Source organism: Pseudomonas sp. GW821-FHT03A09 (genome assembly GCF_059421065.1).
On the sequence record NZ_JBWKUX010000003.1, the window covers coordinates 41,412 to 57,325 of the forward strand.

Below are 15,914 nucleotides of genomic sequence, written 5' to 3' on the forward strand. Positions count from 1 at the left end.
AGTACATGCCTATCGTCGCCAAATCCTATGACCTGATAGATGAAGTCAGCCCGGTTCGCCAGACTCGCATCGCCACACCGATCAAGGCCCTGCAGGTGGTGCCTGCCCGGCATCCCTGGCGCTGGGCCGGGTCGATCTTTGCCGCATTGGTGTTGCTCGCCATTGTGCATTCCCTGGCCACCAACCCACGCTGGGAATGGGGTGTGTTCGGCCAGTGGTTCTTCTCGCCATCGGTACTGCGCGGCCTGGGCCAGACGCTGTTACTGACGCTGCTCAGCACCGTGTTCAGTGTCATCCTCGGCACCGCGTTGGCGTTGGCGCGGTTGTCAGGGTCGCCGTTGCTGGCGGCTTTGGCCTGGGGCTACATCTGGTTCTTCCGCTCGATGCCGGCGCTGCTGGTGCTGATCATCCTCTACAACTTCGCGTACCTCTATGACCACATCGTGCTCGGCGTGCCGTTCACCGAGGTGGTGTTTGCCGAATGGTCGACGGTGGATGTGCTCAGCCAATTCACCGTGGCGGTGTTGGGCTTGAGCCTGATGCAGGCGGCCTATGCGGCAGAAATCATTCGTGGCGGCCTGATCGGTGTTGACGCCGGCCAGCATGAGGCCGCCGCGGCCTTGGGGTTGCCCACCTCGCGGCGTATCTTCCGCATCATCCTGCCTCAGGCACTGCGCTCGATTCTGCCGTCGGGGTTCAACGAGATTATCGGCCTGGTCAAGGGCACCTCCATCGTCTACGTGCTGGCGTTGCCGGAGCTGTTCTACACCGTGCAGGTCATCTACAACCGCACCCAGGCGGTGATCCCGCTGCTGATCGTGGCGACGGTGTGGTACCTGATTATCACCACCGTGCTCACCAGCGCCCAGTATTACGTCGAACGCCACTTTGCCCGGGGCACCGCCCGCGTACTGCCACCCACGCCGTTGCAGCGCCTACGCGGCTGGCTCAAGGAGAAAACCCATGGCTGAAGCACGCGCCGGGCGCATTCAGATCCAGGGCGTGGGCAAGCGCTTTGGTAACCAGCAGGTCTTGCAAGACATCGACCTGACCATCGACCCCGGCAAGGTCACGGTGATCCTTGGGCCCTCCGGCTCGGGCAAATCCACCTTGCTGCGCACCATCAACCATCTGGAGAAGATTGATAGTGGGCATATCACCATCGACGGTGAATACGTTGGCTATCGACGCAAGGGTGATCTGCTTTACGAGTTGAAAGAGCGCGAGATTCTCAAACGACGCATCGACGTAGGTTTCGTATTCCAGAACTTCAACCTGTTTCCACACCTCACCGCCTGGGAAAACATCGCCGAGGCGCCCCTGGCCCACCAGCGTTGGAGCAAGGCCGAGGCGCCAGCCAAGGCGGCGCAGCTGTTGGCCAAGGTCGGCCTGGCGGACAAGGCCGATGCCTACCCGCGCCAGCTCTCCGGTGGCCAGCAGCAGCGGGTCGCCATTGCGCGGGCCCTGGCGCTGGACCCCAAGGTTCTGCTGTTCGACGAACCCACCTCGGCCCTCGACCCGGAGCTGGTGGGCGAAGTGCTCGATGTGATCAAGGGCCTGACCCAACTAGGCGTGACCCTGGTGATCGTCACCCATGAGATCGGCTTTGCCCGAGAAGTGGCTGACCACGTGGTGTTTCTCTGCGACGGCCAACTGATCGAAGAAGGCCCGCCCGAACAGATTTTCCGCCAGCCCCGACATCCCCGCACCCAAGCCTTTCTCGGCAAAGTGCTTTAGTTCAAGGAGTGACTGCCCATGTTCATCAATACCGCCCGTGTGGCCTTGCTGACGCTCTCCGTCGGCACCGCACACACCGCCTACGCCGTGCAGCAGGTTGACCTCAGCCCCGACCGTGTGCGCATCCATGTCCCCCGTAACGAAGCGGCCATCGCGCAGATCCCGCCGGGCTTCAAGTTCGCCCAGCCGGGCAAGTTCACCGTGGCTGTGTCCGGTGTGGCGGGGCCACCGCTGGCGCTGCTGGCCAACGACGACAAGACCACCATCGGCAGCGAAGCCGACACCGCGCAGCTTGTCGCTGATAGTTTGGGCCTGCAACTCAACGTGGTGCAGACCAGTTGGGAGGATTGGCCCCTGGGCGTCAGTTCGGGCAAATATGACGCGGTGATCAGCAACGTCACCGTGACCGAAGCGCGCAAGAAGCGTTTTGACTTCGCCACTTATCGCCAGGACGTGCTCGGGTTTTATGTGAAGAGCACCAGCAAGATCAGCGAAATCAAACAGGCCTCGGACATCGCCGGGCTGAAGATCATCGTCGGTTCCGGCACCAACCAGGAAAAGGTCCTGCTGGCCTGGAACGAGGCCAATGAGAAGGCCGGCATCAAGCCTGCGCTGCTGCAGTACTTCGACGACCAGGCTGCCGCGCAACTGGCGGTGCAGTCGGGGCGTAGCGATGCGTTGTTCGGCCCCAATTCGGTATTCGCCTATTCCGCCGCGATCACCGGTGGCATCAAGCGTGTCGGCACCGTGAACGGCGGCTGGCCGTTGCAGGCGGATATCGCCGTGACCACGCGCAAGGATAACGGCCTGGTCAAGCCGATCCATACGGCGTTGGAGGGCGCGATTGCCGGTGGCCAATACGAGCAGGTGCTGCAGCGTTGGGGGCTGGATGTGGAGCGCATCGATAAGTCACTGATCAACCCACCGGGCCTGCCGGACTAGGAGCTTCGACCATGGGACTGACACGACGTGAAGCGCTGTCGAGCATCGCCGCCGTGGGTGGCGAGAAAGCCGTCAAGGATGCACTGGCGGTTTTGGGCCTGGGCCCTTCGTCGCACCGCCGACCGCAACCGCTGAAACTCAAGGACGGCCTGGGGCAGGGCACTCGTGTGCTGGTGCTCGGCGCCGGCATCGCCGGGCTGGTCACCGCCCTGGAACTGAGCCGTGCCGGGTTCAGCGTGCAGGTGCTGGAAGCGCGGGATCGGGTGGGCGGCCGCACGTGGACGATCCGTAACGGTGACCGCGTGGACTACAAGGACGGCCGCACGCAAACGGCCGCGTTTGACCCAGGCCATTACTTCAATGCCGGCCCCGCACGGATTCCCAGCCAGCACCGCACGATACTCGACTATTGCAGTGAGCTGGGCGTGCCGCTGGAAGTGCTGGTCAACAGCAGCCATGGCGCCCAGGTGCGCCCGGACCTGCAACAGCCGGCGTTCACCGTCGGCCAGGCGATCAATGATGCGCGTGGGCATTTGTCCGGCCTGCTGGCCAAGGCCGTGCAACGGGATGCCCTCGATGATGTGTTGAGCGGCGAAGAGCGCACCCGGTTGCTGGCGTTCTTGCAAGTGTATGGCGACTTGTCACAAGCGCTGGTGTTCGAGGGCACCCTTCGTTCCGGACACCTGGAATCACTGGCGCATCCCGGCGCCTTGCCCGCTAGCCGTGGCCCGTTGTCGCTGGATCGGCTCCTGCATCCAGAACTGTGGGGCGCGTTGTTGCATACCGAATTCCCGGAGTTCTCGGCCACCATGTTCCAGCCCGTGGGCGGTATGGATCGCATCACCGAGGCCTTCTACCAACGTGTGCGCGGGCAGGTGCAACTGGGTGCCCAGGTGCGGCAGATCCGCCAGCTAGAAGATGGCGTGGCGGTGACCTACCACGACTCATCCAGCGGGCGCGAGCAGGTGGTGCGCGCGGATTACCTGGTCTCGACCTTGCCCCTGCCGCTCCTGGCCAAGCTTGATACTGACTTCAGCGACCCGATCAAGGCCGCTTTGCGCAGCACCCGCAGTGATCAGGCCACCAAGGTGGCGTGGCAATCACCGCGCTTCTGGGAGACCGATTACCGCACCTACGGTGGCCTGTCCTGGATCGACCATCCGGCGCGGCTGCTGTGGTACCCGAGCAATGACCTCAACACCCTTGAAGGTTTATTGGTGGCCGGTTACGTGACCGGGGAGGGGGCCGACGTGTTTGGCGCACAGCCATTCGCCACGCAATACGCCACATCAAAAGAGGCGGTGGAGTGGCTGCATCCGGGTTACTCCAAACACCTGCGCCACCCGCTGGCGGTGTCTTGGGAACAGATCCCCTACAGCGAAGGCCCGTGGCTGCAACGGGAACATTTCCCGGCCGACGCCAGCGCCTTGCTGGAGCAACCTCACGGCCGCGTGTATTTCGCCGGCGACGGCCTGGTGCAAAGCGGCGTGGGCATCTGGCAGGAGTCGGCGGCCAACTCGGCGCGTCATGTGGTCGGGCAACTGGCCGAGCGGGTGACTCAACAACGACAGCGAGCGGCAGTGGCCGCCTCATAAGGAGCAACACCATGAGCGACAGCATTCAACGCACCAGCGTCGGCGATTTCCCGATCTCGCAGACGGTTACCGTACCGGCTTCGGCGAGCCTGGTTTTTGTCAGTGGTACCTTGCCCGACCTTGCCGATTCGAACGTCCCAGGCGTCTATGGCAATACCGAAATACAGACGGTTTCGGTGTTCAATAAAATCCGCCACATCCTGCGTCAACAAGACCTGGACCTGGGCGATATCGTGCAGTTGCGCGTCTTTCTGGTGGGCGCCGAGGAAACCGACGGCAAGCTGGATTTTGCCGGATTGCAGCGCGGCTACACGCAGTTCTTCGGCACACCGCAGCAGCCCAACAAGCCCGCGCGTACGGCGTTGCAAGTGGTGGCGTTGCCATTGCCGGGGGCGTTGGTGGAAGTGGAGGCGATCGCCGCCAGGACGGTGTGATCCATCTAGGCTGTTCACGGTCCGGTACATGACCGTGAATAGCGTATGTCATGTCTTTGTCGCTTACAGTCCCTACCTTGTTCGGAGCGTTTTCTCTCACGAACCTCAAGGGATTGAATAGTGCTATGTCGACTCTTACCCGCCGAACCCTGCTGAAGGCCGCCGCCATCGGCTCTGCCTACACCCTGCTGCCTGACTCCATTCGCCAGGCCCTGGCGATACCCGCCAACAACCGTACCGGCACGATCATGGACGTGGAACACGTGGTCATCCTGATGCAGGAAAACCGTGCGTTCGACCACTACTTCGGCACCTTGCCTGGCGTGCGCGGCTTCAGTGATCGCTTCACGATTCCGCTGGCAGGTGGGCACAGTGTGTGGGAGCAACAGGGCAAGGGACGGCGGGTGTTGCCGTATCACCTCGACAGTTCGCAGGGCAACGCCCAGCGGGTCGATGGTACGCCGCACTCCTGGGTGGACGAGCACGCTGCCTGGGGCAGTGGCCGCATGAACGCCTGGCCGACCTACAAGACCAACACCTCGATGGGTTACTACCGCGAACAGGAGTTGCCGTTCCAGTTCGCCCTGGCCAACACCTTTACCTTATGCGATGCCTACCACTGCTCGGTCCACGCCGGCACCAACCCCAACCGCCTGTTCCATTGGACCGGCACCAACGGCCCGACTGGTGCCAACGTCGCCGCAGTGGTCAACGAATGGGATGGCCCGGGCGCGGTGAGCGTGGGGTACACCTGGAAAACCTACCCCGAACGCCTGGAAGAGGCGGGCGTGAGTTGGAAGGTCTATCAGTTCTTGCCGGACAACTTCGGCGACAACCCCTTGGCCGGTTTTCGCCAGTTCCGGGCGGCGAGCGTCGCGGCCGGCAACCCCGCCGTGCCCCCGAAAGACTTCAAGAATTTTGTGCCCTACAGCGATCAGCTCAACGCCCGCGTGCCACTGTACAAAGGCAACGGCAACACACTGCCGTCCGCCAACGGGGCGGACCTGGAAGCGATCATCCAGGGGTTTCGCGACGATATCCAAAACGGTCGCCTGCCCCAGGTGAGCTGGCTGGTCGCGCCAGCCAATTACTCTGAGCACCCCGGGCCTTCCAGCCCGGTGCAGGGCGGTTGGTTCACCCAGGAGATCCTCAAGGCACTGACCGACAACCCTCAGGTCTGGAGCAAGACGGTGTTGCTGGTCAACTACGATGAGAACGATGGTTTCTTTGACCATGTTCCCTCGCCGTCAGCCCCGTCCAAACGTGTGGACGGCAGCTTTGCCGGTAAGTCGACGGTGAAGTTCGACAGCGAGGTGTTCACCCACCCGGCACCGCCCGGTTCCACTCAACAGCCTGCGCCCGACGGTGGCGTCTACGGGCCAGGGCCACGGGTGCCGATGTTGGTGCTGTCGCCCTGGAGCCGTGGTGGTTGGGTCAATTCCCAGGCGTTCGATCACACCTCGGTGCTGCAATTTCTGGAGAAGCGCTTCCAGGTGCGCGAACCCAATATTAGCGCGTGGCGTCGTGCGGTGTGCGGCGACCTCACGTCGGCGTTCAACTTCGTCAACCCCAACACCGAACTGCTGCCACCGCTGCACACCACTACCCGGCAGGCTGCGGACTTGCTGCGCCAGCGCCAGGAGCAACTGGCTCAAGTGACGGTGCCAGCGGTGGGCCGGCAACAGACGCCGCATCAGGAACCCATGGCTCGGCCCTCCCGCGCGTTGCCGTACCAGTTGAATGTCGGGGGGACGGTTGACCGTCGCGCCAGCTCGCTGACCTTGAATTTCTTCAACCATGGTGAGCAGGGCGCGGTCTTCCACGTCTACGATCAGCGTCGCTTGGAAGAGATTCCACGGCGCTACACCGTGGGCGCCGACAAGAACCTCAGTGACACCTGGGCAATCGCGGGCGGCTATGACCTGTGGTTGCTGGGACCGAATGGCTTTCACCGCGCTTTCAAAGGGGATTTGCTACGTCGCGAGCCCGAGTTATCGGTGGCCTATCAGGGCGACAGTCTGCAACTGACGATGATAAACCCCAGTAAGTACCCGGCCTCGATCACGATTGAGCGTTGCCCTTACACCCAGCAAGGGCCTTGGCAGGTTGAAGTCGCCCCGGCCAGTTCCCAGCAACGCACCTTCTCGCGCCAGCCGAGCGGTGGTTGGTATGACTTCACGGTACGCAATGAGCATGGCTGGGTTCGCCGAGTGGCGGGGCGGATCGAGACTGGTGCGCACAGCATCAGTGATCCGCTGATGGGGAAGCGGGGTTAACGATCATCTCCTGACGAGTGCGGCCAAGTTTGTAGTGAGCGGGCAAGCCCGCTCACTACAAGCTGCATTATTCTTGCAACTGCAACGCCTGCTGCTTGAGCCTGCGCTTCTGCTCGAACGGCAGCTTTTCATCATCCCGGTATGGCGCGCTGTACCAGTTGCCATAACTCGGGTTGGGCAGTAGAAACCAGCGCTGCCCCAGCCAACTCACATAGGGTTCGACGGCCTTGCGCTGGGCTTCCAGCGTGTTGTGTTCGGCTTGCACGAAATCACCGAGCGAATCCCCGGCCATCAACAGTACCCGCGCATGGTCCGCGACCCATTGACGGCGGCAGCTCTTGCCATAACCGGCGCTTTCGCAATGACCGGTGGGCGTGCTGGCGGCGAGTATCTGCTGGTTGTTTTCAACCGGAAAGCCGCGCAAGCGCAGGTTGGCAACGGTGGCCGCGACCTGGCTGTGTTCACGGTTGGTGAGGTAGTAGACCTGGATGCCTTTTTGCTTGGCCGCTTGCAGGAAGGCCACGGCGCCTGGCAATGCCTGGGCCTTGGCCTGGTCGACCCAGGTGTTCCAGCGGTCGTAGGAGTAGACCTGGTTGTGAATGATGTCGCGGGCGTTGAGCGGCACGTTGTCCAGCAGGGTCTCGTCGATATCCACCACCACCGCCGGTGGCAGGCCGGTCAGGTTGCGAGTTGGGAAGGGAAGGGCATCCCAGGTTGGGTCGGCGAGGGCCACGTCGAGTTGGCGGGTGGCGTTGGCGAACAGCTGACGGTAGATCAGCTCGTGTTCGATGGAGGTCTGAGTCCAGAGCACGGCGTCGAGTTGGTCATTGGCCGGGGGCGTTTGCTGGCAGCCCACCAGTGTGGTGGACAGCAGGCAGACCCCGGCAAAAATCAGATTGCGCATTGAACAGTCTCGAAGAGGGATGGCAGCACAGTAGCCTAACCCCCCACACAATCAAGGCTTGCACACCAATGACTGGCGCTCGTAATTCAACGCCTTGTTCTGCGGTGGCAGCGCATAGCTTGCGCTACAGTGCTGTTCGCCCCACTTGATGACCAACGTGTCTTGGTCTTGCTCCACCAGTGCCAGCGCATTCCCATTCGGATCGGCAATCGCCAACTGCTTCCCAGTGGCATCCTCCAGCGAAGCCCCAAACGACAGCGGCTGATGCTGCGCATCGAACAGCTCGAACAACACCCGCCGCCCGGTGGTGCCGCTGTAATGCGCCACTACGATGGCGCCACGGCGCGGCACCAGTTGCTGGGTGGCGTTGGTGATTTCCACGTCGCCGCCCAGGTCGCGGGTGTCCAGGCTGATCCAGTTCACCCGATAGGGCTGGGCCGTGGGGATCACCGCATAGCCGTTGTAGCCGGTCTCCACACCGCTGTAGCTGCCGATTTTAGCCCCACTGATGCCTGGCACTTCGGCGAGGGCGAAGGTTTCGCTGACGGTCTGCCCCAGGTTGATGCCACCCGCATGGGCCACCACCGAACCTGCGAGGTTGAGGTTTTGCGAGTTGTAGCCCTGGCCCTGGCTGTAACCCAGGCTGACGTCTGCCACCGAGGTCCGGCTGTTGATATTCACCGAGCCTGAATCGCCACTGGTGTCGCTGTGACCGGCCTGCACCGAGTAAAAGGTGTCGCTGGTGTCGGCCACGTAGCCGTTGATACCGGCTTGGGTCGTGGTGTCGCCGTGGTTGCTGCTGGTGGTGACGAATGCCCGTGGTGCCCGTGGCTGGCTGCCCAGCGGGAAGGCGATGGACAGGTTCACCTGGGTGTCATCGCTGGGTTCGCCCCAGGTGACGATTTGTTTGGTGCGGGTCACGCCGAGGTTGTACGTCACATCGCCCCAGTTGCTGGTGTAGCCGGCGGAAAAACTCTGGGAGCCGCCACGGTTCCAATAGCGCTGGTCGCTGGCGTTCATGTACAGGCTGCCGTACTCGCGGTTGCGCCCGATGCTCTGGTTGATGGTCAGGTCGGTGCGAGTCTTGGAGTTGCCGGTGCGCACCCGGGCACCTTCGCTGATGTCTTCGACGTGGTCGGTGAAGCTGCGGTAGCCCTCGGTGGAGTAGCGGTATGCCGCCAGGGTGAAGTTGGTGTCGGTGCCGGCAAAGGTCTTGGCATACAGGGCACGTACGCTGTTGCCCTGGGTGGTTTGCCCACGGGCCTTGCTCGACGAGTGCGTCACGTCCAGCGAGACCGCGCCCAGCGCCGTGTTTTTACCCGCACCCAGGGACAGCGCGTTGTACGCCTCGCTGGCTTGCAGGCCGACGATACCGCTCAAGCTGCTGGTGAGGCCGTACGCCACGGTGCTGCTGACAAAGCGTGGCGTGGCCAAGCCTTCGGCATTGCTCTTGAACGTACCCGCCGACACGCTGTACTTGACCTGGCCTTCACGCACCATGATCGGCAGGCTGGAAAACGCCTGCATACTCACGCGGCGGCTGCCGTCGGCTTCGATCACGGTGATCTGCAAATCGCCGTTGGAGCCGCTGGGGTAGATGTCGTTGATCTCGAACGGGCCGGGCGCGACGTTGGCGGTGTAGAGGATGTAATCGTTCTGGCGGATTTCCACGGTCGCGTTGGTCTGCGCCACACCCCGGATCACAGGGGCATAGCCGCGCTCGCTGTCGGCGCGCATGCCTTCATCCGAGGCCAGTTTCACGCCGCGATAGCGCACGCTGTCGAACAGGTCAGTGTCGGAGAAAATCTCGCCGGCACTGAACTGGCCCTTGATCGCCGTCACGTCATGCTGCACGTAGGTGCGGTTGCTGGTGAAGGTGTTCGAGCGCCCGGTGCCGCCACTGAAGTTCGACTCGTTGCGCAGGCGCCAGGCGCCCAGGTTGATGCCGTTGCGCATGCCCAGGTTATTGGCGATGCGTGTGTCGTAGTCGCCGGCCGTGCGGCTGCTGTTGAGTTGATAGTTGATAAACGCGGCCGGCACACCGTCGTCCCACAGTTGCGGGTCGACATAGCCGCGCATGCCGCGTTGCAGGGCTATTTGTGGAATGCTCGCCATCAGGCGCAGGCGGCTGCTGTCGTACCGTACGCTGGCGTCTTCGATCAACTGCTCCAGTGAGTAGCAGGGTGAAGGATGCTCGAGGTCGATTTTGCCCTGGGCCTGCAGGCGGGTCATGTCGATTCCCAGTTGCTTGAGCAGGTCGAGGGTCAGGCAGGCTTCGACCCGTCCATTTTGTGGGTTGCGCTGAAAGTCGATATCGCGCCGGCCCACCAGCACTTCGTTGCTGTACAGGTCCACCCGGTAATTGCCTGGCAATACGCTGTTGGCCGCGAGCAACTGCTGCAGGTCGACGGTCTGCCCACCTTGCAGGAACGTGGTGTTGAACGCTTCGGCAGACTCATCGGCCATGGCCCAGGCCGGCAGGCTGGCGGCAATCGCCAGGGACAGCGTCTTGAGTTTCAGCGCGCAACGTGCGGGCCTGGTGCTGGAAAGAGAAGACATGCTTAAGGCGCCAGACGTGATTCAGTGGCGTGCGCAGGGGCCGAAACGCCACTGGAAAGGGGGGCGGTGTAGTGGTTTTGCGCGCCGTAGTCATTGATGCTGTAGAACGACAACTGCACCGGGCCACTGGCGGGTAGGGCATTCAGCGGGAACTGTTTTTGCTCACCGGGGGCGATCATGGTGGAGTCACTCGCCAGTTGCGCCTGCACTTTGATGTCGGCCATCGACACGTGATACAGCGTCGGGTTCTTCACGCTCAGCAGTGTCTGCGCGCCGCGACGGACCAATGCCCACTCGAGCTGCGCCGGGGCCTGCAAGGCACTGCCAGGCAGGCCGGCAGGGCGGTAAAAAATCTTGATGCGTTGGCGGATGGCCAACTGCAAGGTGTTCTCGGCCTCACTGGCCTTGGGGATTTCCTGCACGTTGAGCCACACCACCGACTCGCGGTCCGTGGGCATGCCGGTGCCTTCATACAAGATCCGCAGCAGTTGCTGCTCTTTGGCAAACACACGAGCCAGGGGCGGCGTGACGGCGAAGGGCGCGCGGCTGGCGCTGGCGTCATTCATGTCGACCCAGGATTGCACCAACACATCCTGGCTACCGTTGCGCACAGTGATGTTGGCTTCCTTGTGGTCGCCATCGAACACGATACGGGTGGCATTCAGTGAAATGCTGGCGCTGGCCTGGGTCGCCATAAGCATGCCCAGCAGCCCCAGGCATGCGGCAATCGAACGAGGCAGCATGAGGTTTATCCAGTGTGATCAAAAAGAAATGGCGAGGCCGCAGGGCCTCGCGCGTTCGGTGCCGGGGCGCCGATTATTCGTATTGCAGGATGAACGGCAGGGTCGCGTCACCACGACCGGCAACGGCCGAGCCGGCGGCTGCGGTGGTCACGTAGGCGGCAGCGAAGCTCAAGGTGGCGTCGCCGCCTTCGGTACCTTGGCCGTGGATGGTGCTTTCAATGCGCGCCGTGGATGGCGAGCTGAGGTCGATCAGCGCGCCGTTGCTGTCGAGCAGGGCGATACCGACGTTTTTCGCCGAGGCGGAGCCGGCGTTCAGCGCCAGTACTTTCTTGCCGGTGACCAGGCCCGAACCGCCGTTGTTGGCGTCAAAGATCATCGCGACCTTGGTGCCTGCGTTGCAGTTGACGTTCAGGTTGAAGTCTTTGGCGGTCACGCGACCGGCAGCCGGGTTTTCTGCGGTGCCCATGTCCTTGATCGACACGTTGCCCATGTCGACCGAGATCGTGCGGTCGGAGTTGGCACCGTCAACCGAGCAGGCGTCGTTGTTGATCACGCCGGTGAAGGTGATTTTGCCGCTGCCACCCAGGGTAGGAGTGGGCTTTACCGTTTCATCGGCAAATGCACTGCCGGAAGCGGCGATAATGGCCGAGGCGATAACAGCCAGGGAAAACTTCTTCATGATGATGTCCGTAAGTGTTAGTTGGAAAATGCTGTTGTTTAACTGCCAGGAAAGAGTAAGGGACGTCGAGGGGCGGGCGAATAAGACGATTCTTATAAGTGGTTTTAGAGGCGGGTCAGCTACGCTGGATAAATAGACGGGATGCCTGTAAATAAAGGGCAAAGCCATTTTCCAGGAATGGCTTGCAAGTTCTTCGTTAGTTGAAAATGTTGCGCGCCAGACAATAAGCCAACAGGTCTTGGTCACTGCTGACTTCAAGTTTGCGCATGGCCGAAATTTTTTGCGCGCTGATGGTTTTCGAACTTCGGTTCTGGCAGCGCGCAATATCACTTACGCTCATGCCGGAAATAAATAAGCGCAAGATTTCGAACTCTTTGGGCGACAAGGTGGAAAAACGCTCGTCGATGGCCGTCAGCGTCTCGATCACCGATGTCTTGGGCGGCTCCAGGCTGTGATAAGTGCCTTGTTGCGCAATGGCCTTGAGCGCCAGTTGAATCTCGGTGTGCAACTGGCTTTTCTGGATAATTCCGACCACCCCCAGTTCTTGCAGGCGGGTGAGGATCAGGTGATTGGAAATCATCGTCAGGATCAGGATCTGTACCTGAGGAAAGTGCCGTTTCAGGTATTCCACCAGTTTGAGGCCGTCGCCGTAGGGCGAGTCCCCCGGCATGTTGTAGTCGGTGATCACGATGTCGACCTCCTGACGCTGCAACAACTCGATCAAACCCGCCGAGCAGATGGCCTCGCCCACGACCGCAAAGCGCGTATCGCGCTCCACCAATTCGCGTACACCGAGCAGCACGATCGGGTGATCGTCCGCGATAACCACGTTGAATGTTTTCATAAGGGGCCGTCCGTAGTGCCAGTTCAAGTGAGTGAAGTGTGCCCAGGCTGGAGTGTTTCCAGGATGGCCGACATTCGCTGCATGACAGCCTTCACCTTGAGTACCAGTGCGGTGTTGAGGCTGCTGCTGTTGAGTGCGCTTTCCAGTTCGATGCAGGCCTGGGCCAGCGCGAGTGCCTGCACGGCGCCCAGGGCTCCGGCCGCCGAATGCAGGCGTTGCCCGAGGCTATGGGCATCGCGCTGCTCCAGTGCTGCGCCGATGCGCTGCAGGTCTTGTTGCAGGCTGCTGATGAACAGCGCACGCATTTTTTCCGACAGTTGCACGCTGTCATCGAAAGGCTCGACGGCGGGCTCCGGCGGCGGCTTGACCTGGCACCACTTGATCAACTGGGCACGCAAGGTTTGCAGGCTCAGGGGTTTGACGATCCAGGCGTTCATGCCCACCGCCAGGCAACGCACACCTTCCTCGCGCATCGCATTGGCGGTCACGCCGATGATCGGCAACTGTGGATCATGCTCGCGTAACGTCCTGGCCAACTCATAACCGTTCATCAACGGCATATTCACGTCGGTCAGCACCAGGTCGAAGACCTGCGGTTGCCACAGTTGCAACGCTTGCTCGCCGTTGACGGCCAGGGTTACCGAGCAACCGAGGGCCTGTAGTTGTTCCTTGATGATCGCCTGGTTGACCGGGTTGTCCTCGGCTACCAGGATGCGCAAGCCCAACTGGCCGGCGCTTCGTGGCTGTGCCGCTGCGGGTTGCTCATACTGGCCGTGCTGCGCCAGTGACACGGTGGCGGCAAGTGTACGCACATCGTGCAAATCGACCACCCAGCCCTGTGCCGTATGCAACGGCGGGGTGTGTGCGCCCGGGAGGCAGAGTACGCGTTGGCCGGGCCAGGGCCGGGGGGGCTCGTTGGGCAACAGGTCGACCAGCACCGCGTGACGGCTGTCTTTTTCCTGGACGGCCGCCGCCAGGTCAGCCGCAATGCCCAGGCGATTGAGCCAGTCACTCATTGACTGTGCCAGTTCGCGTACCGGTGCCTGCACATACACCGGCGTCGGGCTTGGTTCGATCACCGGCAGATTGGTCAGCGCGCCGCCGCACAGTGGCAGGCGCATTTTCAGGGTAAAGCTGCTGCCCAGACCTGGCTCGCTGACCAACCTGATTTCACCGCCCATCATCTGCGCCAGCCACCGGCATATCGGCAGCCCCAAGCCTGCGCCGCCCTCGCTGGCTGTGTCCGGTGCCTGGTAGAACAGATCGAACAGCTTGGCCTGCTGCGCCTCGGGGATGCCGACACCGGAGTCGGTGACTTGCCATTCCAGGTCGACATTATACGCGTCGCGCGCCATCACCCTGGCACGAATGACCACGCGCCCGGTGTCGGTGAACTTAATGGCGTTGCTCACCAGGTTGTTGAGGATCTGGCGAATGCGCATCGGGTCGCCCATTACACAGTCAGGCAACTGTGGGTCGATGCAACTATACAGCTGCAAACCCTTGCGCTGGGCGAACGCGGTGTAGGTGTGCAGCGTGTCTTCGAGTATGTCCAGCGGGCAAAAATCCATGGCTTCTATCGCCATTTGCCCGGACTCGATCTTCGAGACATCCAGCACATCACTGATCAGTTGGAAGAGCGTGGTGGACGAGCGCTGGATGGTGTGCAGGTAGGTTTGCTGGTGCGGGTCCAGGTCGGTCAGGCCGAGTAATTCAAGGGTGCCCAGTACGCCATATAGCGGTGTGCGGATTTCATGGCTCATGGTTGCCAGGAACAGCGTCTTGGCCTCGTTGGCGGTGTCGGCGGCGTGACGTGCCTCCTCCAGTGCCTGGGCATCTTCGATATGCCGAGTGATGTCGTTGAACGCGTACAAACGTACGTTCTCGGCCTGATAACGGGTCGACACGAAGCCGATTTGCAGGTGCCGGCCTTCGATCTCCAGATGCGTCTCGCCGTTCTCGGCATGCTCATGTTGACCGGCCATGGCCGCCACCAGGCGGGCGGTGCCCGGCCATTGTTGGGCGCGCTGGTTTTCGATCAGCACCTTGCCGTCGCTGCGCCTCACCACGCACAGCCCGGTGGGTGCGGTGTCGATGATGACGCGGCTGAACGCCACGCTTTCGGCAATGCGTTCATGGGCCAGACGCGCCGGCGTGAGCACCTGGCGCCGATACCAACGGCTGCCGGCCCAACCCAGGGTCATCAGGCTGGCCAGCAGCAGGGCCAGACTACTCAGCGGCCACACGGTGGAATGGAAAAAGTGCGAGTAGTTCAGGCCATAGATCGCGCTCCATGGCTGGTCGCCGGTGTGGGTAATCTTGAATTCAAAGCCATTGGCCGTGAAGTGCACGCCATCACTGAGTGACGCCGGCGTCGCGGGCCCGATCAACCGCTTGCCGTCCGGTGCGATCAGGGTAAAGCGATCAAAGGCCGAGTGATCCAGGGCACGCTGTACGTCGTCGACCCGCGACAGGTCGAGCAAGGTGCCCACCACCGCCTGGCCTGGGCCGTCGAGTGGCAGTCCGATATAGGCCAGCAGGTGTTTGGGTTCTGGCCCTGTCTGCCAATACACGCGATCTTGCTCCAGCGGTTGCGGCGTCTGCGCGAGGGTGTGTTGCACCGCCTTGACCAGCGCCACCAGATTGCCGGTTTCCTCGGTGCTTTCCCTTCGTTGGTAACCCACCGACGGAATCGTGATGGTGTAGTTCGCCTGGCGGTTGAACAGAAAGGTTTGCGGCGCCTCGTACGGCGACGAGGACCAGAAGGCGCTGTAGTAGCTGGTCAGGTGCGCGCCCAGGGCAAAAATGGGCGGCCTGTCGGCGGCGCCGATCTGCTGTTCATCCAACTTGACGCTGAACGGCACCGAAAACGAATACTTCTGGCCTTCGTACAGCGTGCGACGGTTGTCGACCATGCGGCTTTTCAGGCTGACCTGAACGTTGGTGGCACGCAGCAGTTCGGCCTGGATGCCCGGATGGGCCAGGCTCTTGAGGTAGGTTTGCTGCTCTGCGAGGTTTTCCATCAGGCGCGCGAAGTGAAAGCGCGTGGCGCCGTAGCGAGTCTCGACTCCCCGTTGCAGTGACCAGTAATTGGTGAGGACCAGCAGCAACGCGATTCCAATCAGCATCATCAAGCCTTTGTTCAGGCGTGCAGAGCTACGGGTAAAGGCTTCGAGGATCGCGTTGTTGTGCTTCATCAGG

12 protein-coding genes are annotated in these 15,914 nt (G+C 61.9%); 6 read left to right on the forward strand and 6 right to left on the reverse strand.

The window, feature by feature from the left end; translation table 11 throughout:
- Positions 1-5: 5 nt before the first annotated feature.
- From AC07V4_RS05545 to AC07V4_RS05570, 6 genes are all read left to right on the forward strand, one after another.
- Complete coding sequence (locus tag AC07V4_RS05545) at positions 6-971, forward strand: amino acid ABC transporter permease (RefSeq protein ID WP_492635669.1); 966 nt, start codon at positions 6-8, stop codon at positions 969-971.
- Positions 964-1,737: an amino acid ABC transporter ATP-binding protein gene (locus AC07V4_RS05550; RefSeq protein ID WP_492635668.1), complete on the forward strand. Its 774-nt coding sequence runs from the start codon at positions 964-966 to the stop codon at positions 1,735-1,737. Before AC07V4_RS05545 ends, AC07V4_RS05550 begins: the two co-directional genes overlap by 8 nt.
- A gap of 18 nt (positions 1,738-1,755) precedes the next feature.
- Complete coding sequence (locus AC07V4_RS05555; protein WP_492635667.1) at positions 1,756-2,679, forward strand: ABC transporter substrate-binding protein; 924 nt, start codon at positions 1,756-1,758, stop codon at positions 2,677-2,679.
- Between the two features lie 11 nt (positions 2,680-2,690).
- Positions 2,691-4,274 (forward strand): flavin monoamine oxidase family protein, encoded by a 1,584-nt coding sequence (locus AC07V4_RS05560; protein WP_492635666.1) that lies wholly within the window; start codon positions 2,691-2,693, stop codon positions 4,272-4,274.
- 11 nt (positions 4,275-4,285) lie between these two features.
- Positions 4,286-4,708 carry a RidA family protein gene (locus AC07V4_RS05565; RefSeq protein WP_492635665.1) on the forward strand — a complete coding sequence of 141 codons (423 nt, stop codon included), beginning with the start codon at positions 4,286-4,288 and terminating at the stop codon, positions 4,706-4,708.
- A gap of 125 nt (positions 4,709-4,833) precedes the next feature.
- Positions 4,834-6,984, forward strand: a complete 2,151-nt coding sequence (locus tag AC07V4_RS05570) for a phosphocholine-specific phospholipase C (protein ID WP_492635664.1) — start codon at positions 4,834-4,836, stop codon at positions 6,982-6,984.
- Between the two features lie 67 nt (positions 6,985-7,051).
- On the opposite strand, the gene AC07V4_RS05575 is transcribed toward AC07V4_RS05570, so the two are convergent.
- The 6 genes from AC07V4_RS05575 to AC07V4_RS05600 form a co-directional block, all read right to left on the reverse strand.
- On the reverse strand, positions 7,052-7,888 hold the full coding sequence (locus AC07V4_RS05575) for a 5'-nucleotidase, lipoprotein e(P4) family (RefSeq protein ID WP_492635663.1): 837 nt from the start codon (positions 7,886-7,888) through the stop codon (positions 7,052-7,054).
- A gap of 51 nt (positions 7,889-7,939) precedes the next feature.
- The gene (locus tag AC07V4_RS05580) at positions 7,940-10,447 is read right to left on the reverse strand and encodes a fimbria/pilus outer membrane usher protein (RefSeq protein ID WP_492635662.1); all 2,508 of its coding nucleotides are present in this window, start codon (positions 10,445-10,447) and stop codon (positions 7,940-7,942) included.
- Between the two features lie 2 nt (positions 10,448-10,449).
- Entirely contained in the window at positions 10,450-11,190 is a 741-nt protein-coding gene (locus AC07V4_RS05585) for a fimbrial biogenesis chaperone (protein WP_431749540.1), read from the reverse strand.
- A 73-nt stretch (positions 11,191-11,263) separates the two neighbouring features.
- Positions 11,264-11,869: a fimbrial protein gene (locus AC07V4_RS05590; protein WP_492635661.1), complete on the reverse strand. Its 606-nt coding sequence runs from the start codon at positions 11,867-11,869 to the stop codon at positions 11,264-11,266.
- A 196-nt stretch (positions 11,870-12,065) separates the two neighbouring features.
- Positions 12,066-12,713, reverse strand: a complete 648-nt coding sequence (locus tag AC07V4_RS05595; RefSeq protein WP_492635660.1) for a response regulator — start codon at positions 12,711-12,713, stop codon at positions 12,066-12,068.
- Between the two features lie 23 nt (positions 12,714-12,736).
- Complete coding sequence (locus AC07V4_RS05600) at positions 12,737-15,910, reverse strand: hybrid sensor histidine kinase/response regulator (protein WP_492635659.1); 3,174 nt, start codon at positions 15,908-15,910, stop codon at positions 12,737-12,739.
- Positions 15,911-15,914: the final 4 nt, after the last annotated feature.

Excerpts from the sequence above, each read along its gene's own strand:
- AC07V4_RS05545 (WP_492635669.1), top strand. The coding sequence starts at position 6 with ATGCCTATCGTCGCCAAATCCTATGACCTGATAGATGAAGTCAGCCCG.
- AC07V4_RS05550 (WP_492635668.1), top strand. The coding sequence starts at position 964 with ATGGCTGAAGCACGCGCCGGGCGCATTCAGATCCAGGGCGTGGGCAAG.
- AC07V4_RS05555 (WP_492635667.1), top strand. The coding sequence starts at position 1,756 with ATGTTCATCAATACCGCCCGTGTGGCCTTGCTGACGCTCTCCGTCGGC.
- AC07V4_RS05560 (WP_492635666.1), top strand. The coding sequence starts at position 2,691 with ATGGGACTGACACGACGTGAAGCGCTGTCGAGCATCGCCGCCGTGGGT.
- AC07V4_RS05565 (WP_492635665.1), top strand. The coding sequence starts at position 4,286 with ATGAGCGACAGCATTCAACGCACCAGCGTCGGCGATTTCCCGATCTCG.
- AC07V4_RS05570 (WP_492635664.1), top strand. The coding sequence starts at position 4,834 with ATGTCGACTCTTACCCGCCGAACCCTGCTGAAGGCCGCCGCCATCGGC.
- AC07V4_RS05575 (WP_492635663.1), bottom strand. The coding sequence starts at position 7,888 with ATGCGCAATCTGATTTTTGCCGGGGTCTGCCTGCTGTCCACCACACTG.
- AC07V4_RS05580 (WP_492635662.1), bottom strand. The coding sequence starts at position 10,447 with ATGTCTTCTCTTTCCAGCACCAGGCCCGCACGTTGCGCGCTGAAACTC.
- AC07V4_RS05585 (WP_431749540.1), bottom strand. The coding sequence starts at position 11,190 with ATGCTGCCTCGTTCGATTGCCGCATGCCTGGGGCTGCTGGGCATGCTT.
- AC07V4_RS05590 (WP_492635661.1), bottom strand. The coding sequence starts at position 11,869 with ATGAAGAAGTTTTCCCTGGCTGTTATCGCCTCGGCCATTATCGCCGCT.
- AC07V4_RS05595 (WP_492635660.1), bottom strand. The coding sequence starts at position 12,713 with ATGAAAACATTCAACGTGGTTATCGCGGACGATCACCCGATCGTGCTG.
- AC07V4_RS05600 (WP_492635659.1), bottom strand. The coding sequence starts at position 15,910 with ATGAAGCACAACAACGCGATCCTCGAAGCCTTTACCCGTAGCTCTGCA.